12 protein-coding genes are annotated in these 13,553 nt (G+C 45.1%); all 12 read right to left on the bottom strand.

Translation table 11 applies throughout. From position 1 onward, the window contains the following. Positions 1-2: 2 nt before the first annotated feature. The 12 genes from JOE45_RS11560 to JOE45_RS11615 all read right to left on the bottom strand — a co-directional run bounded on the left by JOE45_RS11560 (position 3) and on the right by JOE45_RS11615 (position 13,547). Positions 3-455 carry a tripartite tricarboxylate transporter TctB family protein gene (locus JOE45_RS11560; RefSeq protein ID WP_210020052.1) on the bottom strand — a complete coding sequence of 151 codons (453 nt, stop codon included), beginning with the start codon at positions 453-455 and terminating at the stop codon, positions 3-5. Between the two features lie 211 nt (positions 456-666). Further along, on the bottom strand, positions 667-2,175 hold the full coding sequence (locus tag JOE45_RS11565; RefSeq protein ID WP_210020051.1) for a xylulokinase: 1,509 nt from the start codon (positions 2,173-2,175) through the stop codon (positions 667-669). 24 nt (positions 2,176-2,199) lie between these two features. Further along, on the bottom strand, positions 2,200-3,012 hold the full coding sequence (locus JOE45_RS11570; RefSeq protein ID WP_210020050.1) for a class I fructose-bisphosphate aldolase: 813 nt from the start codon (positions 3,010-3,012) through the stop codon (positions 2,200-2,202). A 33-nt stretch (positions 3,013-3,045) separates the two neighbouring features. After that, the gene (locus JOE45_RS11575) at positions 3,046-4,089 is read right to left on the bottom strand and encodes a zinc-dependent dehydrogenase (RefSeq protein ID WP_210020049.1); all 1,044 of its coding nucleotides are present in this window, start codon (positions 4,087-4,089) and stop codon (positions 3,046-3,048) included. A 49-nt stretch (positions 4,090-4,138) separates the two neighbouring features. Then, a complete protein-coding gene (locus JOE45_RS11580; protein WP_210020048.1) occupies positions 4,139-5,005 on the bottom strand; it encodes a MurR/RpiR family transcriptional regulator in 867 nt (288 codons plus the stop codon). Positions 5,006-5,027: 22 nt separating this feature from the next. Beyond that, positions 5,028-6,107 (bottom strand): NAD(P)-dependent oxidoreductase, encoded by a 1,080-nt coding sequence (locus JOE45_RS11585; protein ID WP_210020047.1) that lies wholly within the window; start codon positions 6,105-6,107, stop codon positions 5,028-5,030. An 18-nt stretch (positions 6,108-6,125) separates the two neighbouring features. Beyond that, positions 6,126-7,406 (bottom strand): TRAP transporter large permease, encoded by a 1,281-nt coding sequence (locus tag JOE45_RS11590; RefSeq protein WP_210020046.1) that lies wholly within the window; start codon positions 7,404-7,406, stop codon positions 6,126-6,128. Between the two features lie 19 nt (positions 7,407-7,425). Then, on the bottom strand, positions 7,426-7,953 hold the full coding sequence (locus JOE45_RS11595) for a TRAP transporter small permease (protein WP_210020045.1): 528 nt from the start codon (positions 7,951-7,953) through the stop codon (positions 7,426-7,428). Position 7,954: 1 nt separating this feature from the next. Beyond that, on the bottom strand, positions 7,955-9,400 hold the full coding sequence (locus JOE45_RS11600; RefSeq protein ID WP_210020044.1) for an FGGY-family carbohydrate kinase: 1,446 nt from the start codon (positions 9,398-9,400) through the stop codon (positions 7,955-7,957). A 70-nt stretch (positions 9,401-9,470) separates the two neighbouring features. Further along, a complete protein-coding gene (locus JOE45_RS11605; RefSeq protein ID WP_210020043.1) occupies positions 9,471-10,505 on the bottom strand; it encodes a TRAP transporter substrate-binding protein in 1,035 nt (344 codons plus the stop codon). A gap of 322 nt (positions 10,506-10,827) precedes the next feature. Then, on the bottom strand, positions 10,828-11,613 hold the full coding sequence (locus JOE45_RS11610) for a cysteine hydrolase family protein (protein ID WP_210020042.1): 786 nt from the start codon (positions 11,611-11,613) through the stop codon (positions 10,828-10,830). A gap of 317 nt (positions 11,614-11,930) precedes the next feature. Next, the gene (locus JOE45_RS11615; protein WP_210020041.1) at positions 11,931-13,547 is read right to left on the bottom strand and encodes a glycoside hydrolase family 13 protein; all 1,617 of its coding nucleotides are present in this window, start codon (positions 13,545-13,547) and stop codon (positions 11,931-11,933) included. Positions 13,548-13,553: the final 6 nt, after the last annotated feature.

Consider the following 13,553-nt stretch of genomic DNA (forward strand, 5'->3'; position numbering starts at 1 on the left):
TCCTACCATCCCAAAAAATTAACCGGAAGCGGGACCCCAAGAAATATGTGAAAAACTACAAATAAACATGAGGAAATACTTAGAGCAATAACGACTGCAAAATACCACTTGTATAATCTTCTCAGGATGAAAAATAGCATGATACTGCAAGCTAAAAGAAAACCCAGATATTCGATGGTTAACAGGAAAAAAACGGCCGAAATAAGTAAGGTTACAACATTCCCCAATCCGCTACCTGTCGGAAGAATTTCTGAAAACGAAATTTTCTCCTTTAAAGAACTAAATATATAAGATAAGGAGAAAATACCTAATCCTGCACTTAACCAAAGAGGGAAAAATCCAGGACCGGGACCCGCATCAGAGTAATAAGGGAATTGAAGAGACTGCCAAAAAATAACTAAGGAAAAAAGCAGCAGCAATAATCCCATGTAAACGCCGGCATTATTTTTTACCACGTAATCACCCCCCTAATATTTTGGATATTAAGCGTTTTCATTACCAGATAAATCATATTGTAATACAAATTGAATAGTAATACAATATGTTTTTTATGATCTATTATGGTATGTTTCGACAACAATAATCATCATAATTTACACAAATGGGTTCAACGGGAAACAAAAGAAGCGCCGCAGTGTGTGCAGCGCCTCGGATGAATCTCCACTTTTATTCATGTCCATGTAAGTCAGCGGCCTTTTTATAGAAATCTTTGACCGATGGGTACAAGCTTTGGAATAGCTCAAAATACCTGCTGTATATAGGGATTGCATCGGGATCAGGGGTATATCTGTGCGTCTCATTATTTCGATTGAATGTAACCAATTCCGCATGGGTAAACAGCCCCGTGGAAACACCGGCCAAAAAGCAAGCTCCCATCAAAGCGGTTTCCCCCACTTCTCTGGTTTCGATGACGGTTTGGAGCACGTTAGCCTTGATCTGGTTCCAGACTCTATTCTGAGAACCTCCCCCAATAGCCGGCATGATGGAAGGAGCTAGCTGATACTCTTCATGAAGAATGCTCATCAACTGACGCAATCCAAACGAACAGCCCTCCATAATAGCTCTAGCCATGTCTTCCTTGCGGGTATTGAGAGAAAGACCGATAAACATGCCTCTGGCATCAGGGTCCCATATCGGTGAACGCTCACCGTGCATATACGGAAGGAAAAAAACGCCGTTAGATCCGATCGGACTTTGCTCCGGCAATCTGACGAATACATCTTGTATGGAGCCCTCGCCGCGCAAAAATTCATTATAATACCATTGAATGGCCGCACCCGGCGTCGACATGGCTCCGTGGGAGAGCCATTGATCCTTCACGACATGACAACGATTGAGGAATCTTCTGTCAAACTTATCAGTGGAATTACTGACAACGGTGATGACATCAGAAGTACCTACAGATTCAAATACCTCTCCAGGTTCAATACACAAAGCAAATGTCGAGCACGCCGTGTCTGCAGCACCTGCAATGACAGGGATTTGCGAAACGCCCAGCTCACCGGTCAGTGTCTCCAGCGTTTGTCCAACAATCCTGCCCGGTTCTACAATGGCTGGAAGCAGCGATTCATCCATATCAAGAGCAGTGCACATTTCTTCTGACCAGCAGTACTTATGGATATCGAATAATCCGGTAAATGAAGCCTGCGTCCAGTCCATGACAAATTGATGTGTCAGTTTAGCTACCAGATAGGTAGATAAATGTCCCCATTTATACGCTTGTTTAACATGTTCTGGTTGATGCTTTTGAGTCCACAACAAGCTTGTGGCGGAAATCATCCCCGGCTCCAGCCGATTTCCGGTTATGGAAAATATTCGATCATCAGAAACTTGAGTTCGGATCCATTCCGCTTCCTTCTTACTCCGTTGATCAATATAAAGAATGCCGTTGCCCAGATGGTTACCGTGTTTATCCATCAGAATAGAAGCATTACAGAACGTACTAAAGCTGAGCGCGGAAACCGAACCGCCTGCCGACTGAATTTCAGATGCCGTATGCTTAATCAACGAACAGACCTTGATCCAAATCTCTTCCGGGTCAATCTCTATTGCACCGGAAAAAGGGTAATGTAAAGAGTAAGAATCACGAGAAAGGAAACTTAGTTTCCCCTCGTGATTCATCGCTCCAATCTTAATTCCGCTAGTACCGACATCAATTCCGATGATGTGTGACAATTCAATTCACCTAAACTTTAGAGTTTATTTTTGATTTGACAACTCTTCGTACAATTCTGCCGCCTCATTAACGGAACCGTCTTTATGAATAATGTGGCTTAGCGCCTTCACAACTGCGGTTGGATTAGGGTTATTCCATACAAAGCGGCCAAAGGTGATACCCGCTCCACCAACATCCAGCACGTCTCTGGTCATTTGGAAGGCTGCACGAATATCATTACCTGTGTCCCCACCGGCCACTACTACCTTCGCCGGTGTAGAAGCAATCACCTTGCTGAACGAGGACGGATCTCCCGTATAGTGCGTTTTGATAATATCTACGCCGAGCTCAGCTCCGAGCCGCACGGCATAGGCATGATGACGCCAATCCATTTTCTCGTTATCCGGTATTTTGTTCCCGCGTGGATAAATATGGGCGATGACAGGCATGCCATAGGTGCTTGCTTCAGCCGCAAACTCACCTAAATTACGAATTTGCTCCGGCTGGTCATCTCCTCCTACGATACAACCCAAGGAAACCGCATCCGCTCCCAGACGAACTCCCTCTAGAACACTGGTAACCCAAGCGTCGTAATTCGGCTGCCAAGGCGAGAAGGTAGAGCACTTTAAGACAAGGGAGGTTTTCCCGGCGAATGGTGTAAAGCAGCTCTCCACCAAGCCCTTGTGCATCGTGATTCCATCTGGACCGCCGCTCGCAATTTCATGTACTTTGCGTTCAATCGGCATCAGTTCTTCAAATATTCCTCTAGCCGTTGCCTGATCCACTGCAACTGACAATAATCTTCCATTCTCACTCAACAGACGGTTTAACCGAACTTTTTTTCCGAAAAATGACATAATTACAGCACTCTCCCTCAATTTTTTATCTATTTATTGATTAATCTGAATAACAGATTTCATCCCTTTACCCGTTTTCACGTCGAGAATAGCCTGTTCGATCGTTTCAAGAGTATAGCCTTCCGTAATAATTACATCGGTGTTGATCAGACCCGCAGAAATGAGAGACAGAGCTTTATGATAGTCCGCCCGGGTAGAAGCCGTTGTGCCCACAACCGTGATTTCATTGTAATGAATCAGGTTTGGATCCATATCCGACATCGCCCCATGGTTAAAGCCGGCAAATAGATTCACGGAACCGCCTTTGCGGACGAGCTTCAGACAATCATTGACGATTTGGGATACTCCGATCGCCATAATGACAGCGTCCGCACCTAACCCGTCTGTTTCACGCATCACTACATCATAAAGAGACTCTTTGCTGGTATTCACGACAGTCGTCGCGCCCGCTTCCAACGCCTTGTCCAGACGGTGCTCAATCAGTTCACTGACAATGATTTTGCTGGCGCCTGACAGCTTAGCCAGTTGGACATGCATAAGACCAATCGGGCCGGCTCCAACAACAACGACCGTATCGTTCAGTTGAATGTTTGATTTTCGGTTACCGTTGATGCAGCACGATAAAGGCTCAGCAATGACCGCTTGTTCAAAAGTTACATGATCAGGTATTTTCGTGAGATTTCCAGCAGCAAGAGCCGTTCCGGGAATGCGTACATATTCGGCGAACCCGCCATCAAATTCGTATCCGATGGCCGTGCGGTTCGCACAGGCATTCTCACGGTTGCTCAAACAATAAAGGCATTTGCCGCACGGGATAACCGGAATCACACCGACGCGATCCCCTACTGCAAAACCACTTACAGCTTCGCCTACTTGTTCAATCGTCCCTACCATCTCATGACCGATGACTGATGGAAGGCGCACGCCTTTCGTTTTTTTTCCATCAAATATACGAACGTCCGTTCCGCAAACCGCACTTACGTTGATTTTAACAAGAACATCAGCAGCAGTAATCTGTGGTTTCTCTATTTCCTCCAACTGCATATGACCGGGTCCATGAAAAACAGCAGCTTTCATTTCTCTTCACTCCTATATCTCTAATGTTTATTAGCAAGCGGAACCTCCACTAATTCCGCTTGTGGATCGTAGCATTTCTTGTCTTAAACAGGCTATCGGATGCCTGCTCCGGACACTTTAACGCAACCGCCGTATAGATCGAATCAATGATCATCAATTGGGCAATACGGGAAGTCATGGCATCCGTACGGAACATCGTTTCCTGGGCAGCCGTGTACAAGTTGATATGGGCTACCTTAGTCAATGGCGATTTTGAAAAATTTGTGATGGCAATGACAGTGGCGCCTTGTTCTTTAGCCAGCTCTACAGCATGCAGGATATCCAGATTCGTTCCTGAATGGGAAATCGCCAGAACGACATCTTGAGGATTCAGAAGGCTGGCCGACATGGACTGCAAGAAGACATCGGTATAGGCCAATGTTCTGATTCCTATTTTGAGGAACTTGTGCTGTGCATCCAGTGCTATGGAACCGGATGCCCCGGTTCCATAGATTTCTATGAATCTGGCCCCTGCAATCGCCTCTACCGCTTTCTCCAATTCATCATCCTGCAATACTTCCAATGTGTCGTAGATCGCCTGAATGCTTGATTCGGAAATTTTCTTCTTGATGGAGGTGACATGATCATGAAGTTCGATGCCTTCTTGAATCTGTTTCTCAGGTCTCATAACGTCTTTGGCGATATTGATTTTTAAATCCTGAAACCCTTTATAACCGATCCGTCTGCAAAATCGGATGATCGACGAATCGCTTGAACCGCAACGGTCCGCAAGCTCCGCAATCGATAAATGTATAATCTCTTCAGGGAAAGATAGGATGTGGTCAGCTATTTTTCTTTCACTTTGTCTCAGCTGATCGTATACAGAGTCAATCCTCGTTAAATAACCAGGTCTCCTATTGTTAGCGATGTTTGTCATGTAGAAAACCTCCTCTTACCTGTTATTTAACAGAATTATAATCTCCTGTCAAAAATGACTCCAAAAATTCAATGGTCATGTTGATGCCCCGCTTCACCGTCTCCTGGCTGCCTCCGGCAATATGAGGGGTTCCCAATACATTAGGCATGGCTAACAGTTCGTTATAGAAAGCAAAGGACTCATCGCCAAACACATCTAATACTGCACCCCGCAAGCGCCTGGAAGCTAAATGCTCTTTCAAGGCGGGATAATCGATCAAGTCTCCTCTGGCCGTATTGATCAGAACGGCCTCAGGCTTCATCAGCGCCAGGGTTTGGGCATTGAGAATGGGTTCCGCTCCTTTAGGCTGCCTTGCGTGCAGGCTGACAAAGTCCGACGCAGACAATAATTGTTCAAGCGACTGCTTCGTTACCCCGTCTGCAGCGAAGTCTTCGTCTTTCACATAAGGATCGTATGCGACGACATTGACTTGAAAGCCTTTGAGAATGCGGGCCAAGTGACGGGCGATTCGCCCATAGCCGATCAAACCGAACGTTTTCTTGTACAGTTCAACCCCCGTGCGGTCGAATTCATAATATCCGGGCTTCCATACTCCATTTTTCAAAAAAGCGGAGCTCTCCGGAATATTACGCAGGAAGGAAAGCAGTAGAGCCATCGTGAATTCAGCCACACCCTCGGCATTTTTTCCGTTGGTATTAAAAATCGTAATTCCCTGCTCCTCCAAATAGGCTCGGTCGATATTTACAGGGCCTCCTCGCAGAATAACGACAGCTTTCAACTGATCAGCCTGCTCGAGCACCTCACGCGGAACAGCCGCTCCATGCACAATCAGGATGTGGATTCCCTGCAGCTTGTTGAGCAAAGCAAACGGCTCGCCATAAAATTCACGGACGCCGCACGGTTCCTTTTGCTCATTCGGGTCATCCCACGACATTCCGCTGGGGACACAAGTATCGTCATCCAGCATGAACTGTTCGACAGGAAAATCATATTTAATCGCTTGGATTTCGAGGTTAAACCGATCCGAAAGGTTGTTCTTTAACTCTTCACTCACCATAACGGGATCAAAAAACTTATCCCCAACAATCAGTACTCGGTTCATACTTCGTTTTCCCTTCTATTATTTACTTAAAAGTTCGATTGGTAACAAAACAATTTGCGGGAACAGAGTGAGCAGCAGCAAGAGTATGCAGTGCACCAGCAAAAATGGCCAAACGCCTCTCATAACCCCCTGCATGGTGGTGTGTCCGACACTGCAGGCGACATTTAGAACGGTCCCCACCGGAGGTGTCAGCAGCCCAATAACGTTATTGAAGATAAAGAGAATTCCGAAATAAACCGGATCAATACCAGCCTCGATTACAATCGGCATAAGAACTGGCGTCAAAATCAAAATGGTAGGGGTAAGATCTACTGCAGTACCCACTAGAAAAACCAAAAAGTTAATCATTAATAGCAAAAGAAGAGGGCTATCCATTAACGGTCCGAGTAAACCTGCGATTTCACCAGGAATGTTGGCGATCGTAATGAACCAAGCGGATACCATGGCTGCTGCAGCCAGGAACATAACGATACTTGTCGTTTTGGCAGCTGAAGCAAACAGTTTATACAGATGTGAGATTTTTAACTCACGATAAACAACCATGCCGACAAACAGAGCGTAGAATACCGCCACAACCGCTGCTTCTGTAGGAGTAAAAACTCCGCCACGCATACCTATGATAATGATAACAGGTAATAAAAGCGCCCAAATCGCTCGAACCCCGGCTTGTAATACTTCTTTCAATGGTTTGCGAGGAACGGGTTCAAACTTCTTTTTCCGCATAAGGAACCACCAAGTCATAGCAAGTCCTACGGCCATCAAAAGACCTGGAACAATTCCACCCAAGAACAATTTGGTGATCGACACGTTAGCGGTAACGCCAAATACGATCATCGGAATACTTGGAGGGATAACCGGAGCGATAATTCCGCTGGCCGCAACCAGACCGGTTGACTGTTCTCTGTTGTAACCAGACCTAACCATCATAGGTATCAGAATGGCGCCCAGCGCTGCTGTATCCGCTACGGCCGATCCGGACAGACCGGCAAAAAATACGCTGGCGATGATGACGACATAACCTAGTCCGCCCCTGATGTGCCCTACAAGTGACATAACGAAGTCAACGATCCGCTTCGATATCCCGCCGGCGTTCATTAATTCTCCGGTGAGAATAAAGAACAGGATGGCTGTGAGCGAGATGCTGTCCGCTCCGCCGATCATACTTTGAACAATAACTTGAGTATCAAACATTCCAAGTAAAAACATTAACGCGACCCCGCTAAGCAACAGCGCAAAAGCGATCGGCATGCCAAGCGCCATGGCACCAAGCAATGAACCAACAAACACAAACAAAGTCATTTTGTTCCCTCCACCGCTCTTATTTAGTGATTGGCTCCGCCAGCTCTTCCGATTCCTTGATCGTTATCAAATCATCGTCCGACGTGGCTTTAAACAAGACACGGTAGAGGTTATGCATGATAATGATCCCCATGCTGATACTCGTTACAACTCCGATTCCGTAAACAAAGGACATCGGCAATCCCGTGGCAGGCGCGTTGCTGCCCTGACCAAGGATCGTCATTTTCCAGCTGCCCTGCAATACCAACCATAAACAATACATCACAGCCAAATTACTGATAACGAAAGTAACTTTTTTCATTTTGTAAGACAATTTTTTCACGAACATGTCCACACCGAGATGCTGGTTATCTTTAAGTCCGGCAATCGCTCCTAGAAAAGTCAAATAAACAAACAGAAAACGGCAAGCCTCTTCCGCCCAGGGAATTCCGGATTCAAAAAGGTAACGCAACGTCACATTCCCAAAATAAAGGACACACATAACTGCTACTATAATGAAGAGGAAAAAATTCAACAAATGGTCTACAGCCTTCGATATTTTGAGCATTCTAAGCCCTCCTCTCTTGTACATAACGATGATAGCGACTTTCAAATAGATGACTCATTGCTTTGTCCGGCTCTAATAAGGTTTTTTTCTGCTGTTCTAACACTTCTTTAGCCGTCTGCTTTACATCACGAAAATAATGGAGAGCTAACCCGGACAAAATATACCCTCCCAAAGAGGTCATATCCACATCATGAATGACTTCGATCGGCTTTTGAAGAATAGACGATTTCATCTGCAGGAAATTTTTCGACTTTGAAGATCCGCCAACCAAACGCAGGAGATCCGTTTGAATGTTCAGCTTGGTATTTAGATGCCCCAGAAGAGCCCTAGTCTCAAAACACAGGCCCTCCATAACAGACAATGCAAAATCCTGACCATCATGCGAGGGCTGCAAATTAATGAAGCGGCCTGTGCGAGACGGCTGCATTCGCCTTCCCGAAGGAACATATAACGGAAGACCTTTTATCCTTTCTTGCACTTTCACCAAATCCAATTGTTGTTCCCACTTGAATAAATCGAAAAGCCGGTCAGCCCATTCCATAATTCTGCCGGTGCTGGCTACATAACCCACTACAAAAAACTCGTTATCTATGACATGACTTTCCAAATTGCATTCTTCGTTAACAAAGGAAAATGATGGGTCGTTAAGATATGGCAGCACTAAAGCTTCCGAGGTCCCTGTAGAATTTAATGCAATAGAAGAGTTATGAATTCCACCTGCAAGCGCCGCAAACATATGGTCATGGCCGCCCAAAATAAGCTGCGTATTTCGGTAACCCGAATGCAATTGATAATCCGCATCCAGCGTGCCAATAACGGTCCCTGCCGGTTCAGGCGTCGGAAGCTTCTCCAACGGGACATTAAAGTGATCGGCAGCAGGGGAATTCCACTGCTTGGTTAAACTGTTGAACAGCATCGTTCTGGAAGCTTGGGAGTAATCGGTAATATAGTCTTTGTCCGATGACAGGTGATGCACAATATAATCCGTTAAATTCAACCATTTATATGCATCCGATAATATCGCCGGATTATTTTCAGAAAACCATTTCATTCGGTAAGGCAAATACATAGGTAACGGGTATTGCTGAATATGGTGAACAATCGGATCTATATCCGGTATATTTATACCCGTGGCGGTTCGCTGATCGTTCCAGCATATGCAGGGATACAGCGGCCTGCCTTGCCGGTTAACCGGAATGAAAGAGCATGCCATACCCGAAACAACGATAGCGTCAACCTTTACACCTTCGGGGCTTGCATGGACTACCGACTTGAGAATATAAGAAATATCGTTAAGCACTTGATCAGGATCGATTTCAGAAATACCGTTTCCGAGCCTCAGAAATGATGTTGGATGAATCACATGATTTAATTTTTCCCCGCTCGCAGAGAATAAATATCCTTTGATGTGCGTCGTGCCCACATCCAGAGTAACAATACAGTTCATCCACCTGTCTCCCAACACTTCAACAGTTAAGATCGGTAGGGCTCAAGAGCCCTACCTCTACAATCATGTTTTATTTCGCTGCTTCAACCAGTTTATCAATCAGTTCTTTTGTATACTCGGACTCAACTTCCTTGTAAACATCTGAGACTTTATCGCGGAATGCCTGTTTTTGTTCCGGAGTAAGCTGAGTTACGGTCATTCCTTCTTTAGTCAGCTTATCGATCAGATCAATATCTCCTTGTGCAACAAGTCCTCTTTCCAGAGTTCCAGCTTCTTTCACTGCGTCTTCAATGATTTGTCTGGATTCGCTATCAAGCTCGTCCCAGAACTTCTTGTTGAAGCCAACGATCAGTGCATCCCAGCTGTAATCCCAAACCGTTACATGCTTCTGAATTTCTTGGAATTTGGAAGCGTCGATGGTTACAAGCGGATTTTCCTGACCATCTATAACCTTTTGCTCCAGGGCGGAGAATACTTCACCAAAGGCCATTGGCGTTGCGGTTGCTCCCAACAGCTTATACAAGCTCAAATACATTTTGATTTCAGGCACGCGAATCTTTAATCCTTGGAGATCCTCCGGCGCTGTAATCGCTTTCTTCGAGTTCGTAATTTGACGGAACCCGCCTTCCCAGTAACCTGCTCCATGAATACCTTTCGCTTGGAGCGTATCCAGGAGTTCCTTACCAACTTCCCCGTCAACAACATCGTATGCCTTTTGTCTGTCACTGAATAAGAATGGGAGCGATAGGGCACCAAATTTCTTTTCAAAACTTGCAAATACTAAGTTTGAAACCGTCGCCATTTGTAAGGTACCCGTTTGCAATTGCTCGATCATAGTTTGATTATTGCCGTTGGAGAGCTGACCGTTAGGATAAATCGTTACCTTAATTCGTCCTTCACTTTTCTCGTCAACGATCTTGGCAAATTCCTGCAAGCCTTTATGGCGCGGGGAACTTTCAGGATCATTGTGAGAAGCTTTAATCTCTATCTTTGCTTTTTCATTCGTCGTGCCTGCTGTGCTTTGACTCCCCTGACTTCCGCACCCTGCCAATGTAAGCGATGCCACAAGTGAAACAATGATCATTTTGAAGCTTAAACGTTTCATACTATTCTCCTCTCAACTATTTATTGATTCGTTCTGTCGTTTATTATATTCGTTTTGAAGTTTAATTTCAAGTATTTTTTAAAATTGTGAAGTAAATCACCAAGATACAGCTTCACATTTTAGTTCAGGATTGAACAATGATCGCTTGATTAAACAAAAAACAGGAGGCCGTCAATCGGTTTTGTACCGATCGACGGCCTCCTCACTCCTGCCATCAATTCAATTCGTAACAAGCGGCCCGTTCCCTTTCGGGAAACCGCCTTCAAATCCCCACAACATCATCTGAACCAGGGAAGGGCGATATACAAACCGGAGCTCGGCGTTAAGCCTCTACCTTTTCTCCAATGGCTTCACGATAGAGCGTGTCGCCCTCATGTAAAGCCGCGATGATTTGGTCCGCAGTCAGCACCCGTCCAAACCCTCTTCTCATGGTCCGCAATGTCGCCTCATGCGCAATAGCGCTGTCGGTAGCGTTGATATCTTCTCCAAATACGATATGATAATTCAGGAAGTAACCCGTTCTCGCTGTCGATTCGCAGCAGAAATTCGTTAGCGTGCCGCAGATAATAAGCGTTTTCACACCCAGGTTGCGCAGTACGTAATCCAAATCCGTGCCCGAGAAGGAGCAATACGCATGCTTGGTCCGGATGACCCGCTCGCCCGGCAGCGGATAAATCCCCTCATAAATGTCGGCCCCCGGAGAACCTTCCTTGATGGCGCCGTTCTTAATAGGATTCCAAAACTTGTAGAAATCGTGGGCGCAGTCCTCAGCAATGTTATGCGCGGTATAAATCACGGGAACTCCCGCTTTTCTGCAAGCTTCAATCGTTTTCTTTACGCGTGGTATCATTCGGTAGGCTTCGGGAACACACATAGGATGCGAAGGGTTCACAAAGTCTTCTTGAAGATCTATTACGATTAATGCGCATTCTTCTTTTTTGATTTCAAACGTCCAATGCTTATCCGTATTGTAGTCTCTTTCGGCAAAATCGATAAATTCTTTTTCCCCGGAAAAAACGCCCTCGGTCTCCAACTGGTCAGGGGTCAACAATTCGTCCTCTTTGCGCTTATAAATCTCCAAAAACTCTGAAACCGCTTTACTGTTCACACAAAAACCTCCTTTAGAATGTTATGATTTCAAATCACGATGGGGTCCATCAACATTATACACCCTTCACTAAGTATTCTGTATACACAAAACAGAAGTCATGTGCATTCGATAACAGAGCGATAACGGTTGATAAAAAAATAGTATACTACTTTTTTACAGCTGTCAATTTAATCGACGCCAGTAATAATAAAAATGAATTATAGTTCATTTTCATGTCGTTACTCTGCCAAAACAAAAAACCTTTATCAAGGGGATAAAACGGAATTCCGTTCAAACCCAAAATAAAGGATTTTGTATTGTATATCTGTGAAGTTTTACTTCAAGCAATAAATCCTGGCCTCATAAGGATTCAGCTTGAACGAATCGCTACGATCCGATGACTGAGGATAGTTCGAGATGATCATTTCTTTGGTATGAGAAGAAATGGATTCAGGAAGCTCGCAGGTCACCGTTTGATCCGAGATGTTAAGAATGACGAGCCACTTCTCGTTGTCCAGCACGCGTAAGTAGGTATAGATTTGCTGGTGATCCTCTAATAGCGGCTCATAGCTTCCATAGACCATCACTTCATGTTCTTTTCTAAGCTGAATAAGCTTTTTGTAATAATAGAAGACGGAATCCGGGTCGGCCAGAGCCGCGGCCACGTTGATTTCTTTATAGTTAGGATTCACCTTAATCCATGGGGTTCCGCTCGTAAAGCCGGCATTCTTCGAATCGTCCCACTGCACAGGCGTTCTTGAATTGTCCCTGGCCAAATGAAGCAGACTCTCAAACACTTCTTTAGGGTCTCTCCCCTTCTCTACTTCTTCTTTATATTTATTTTTCATCGCGATATCGTAATAATCCTCAATGGAATCAAACCGGACGCCTGTCATCCCGATTTCTTCCCCTTGATAAATGTACGGCATGCCCGGCAGCGTATGCAGCAGAGTCGCGAAGCATTTGGCGGATTCCACACGATACGTTGTATCGTTACCGAATCTCGTAACCAGTCTGGTATGGTCATGGTTATTTAAAAATTGTGAATTCCAACCTTTTCCCCACATGCCTTCAACCCATCTTTTCTGAATATCCTTGAAACGCAGCATGTCCCAATGCGCCATATCATCTGCTACTTCAAAATGGAATAAGGTATGAAGCTCACCACGGTCTTCTCCAACGTACAGCACCCCGTCCTCTGGAGTGACAAAAGGAATTTCCCCCACGGTAAAAATATCGTAATGTTTCAATACCTTCTCATGCATCTCTTGGAGATAATCATGGATTCCCGGATTATTACCCAAATAAGAAATATGTTCGGGATTCTCCGCATCCGGGAAACCTGCTTGTTTGGCAAGAAGATTAATGACATCCATCCGGAATCCATCGATGCCTTTATCCAGCCAAAAGCGCATCATGTCGTAAATTTCTTCCCGTACCTTAGGGTTCTCCCAGTTCAAATCGGGCTGCTCAATCGCAAAAGAATGGAAATAATATTCCCCTGTTCGGTCATCATATTCCCATGTCGAAGGCGTAAAATACGATCTCCAGTTATTCGCTTTTTTCCGCCAAATATAATAGTCCCTCTTCGGATTATCCTTGGAGGAACGGGATTCCACAAACCACGGATGCTGATCGGACGTATGATTTACGACCAAATCCATAATGAGCTTCATGCCACGAGCATGAACTTCTTGAAGAAGTTTCTCGAAGGTATCCATCGTTCCGGCTTTAGCCATAACATACCGGTAATCCGATATATCGTAACCGTTATCGACATCGGGAGAGCCGTAACACGGGTTCAACCAAACGATATCGACGCCGAGCTCGCGAATATAATCCAGTTTTTGAATGACTCCCTCTAAGTCACCATAACCGTCCCCATCCGTATCATAAAAGCTTCTCCAATACACTTGATAGACGACGGCTTCTTTCCACCAGGTTTTCTTCATGCTCTC

The organism is Paenibacillus sp. PvR098 (assembly GCF_017833255.1).
Classification (GTDB): domain Bacteria; phylum Bacillota; class Bacilli; order Paenibacillales; family NBRC-103111; genus Paenibacillus_G.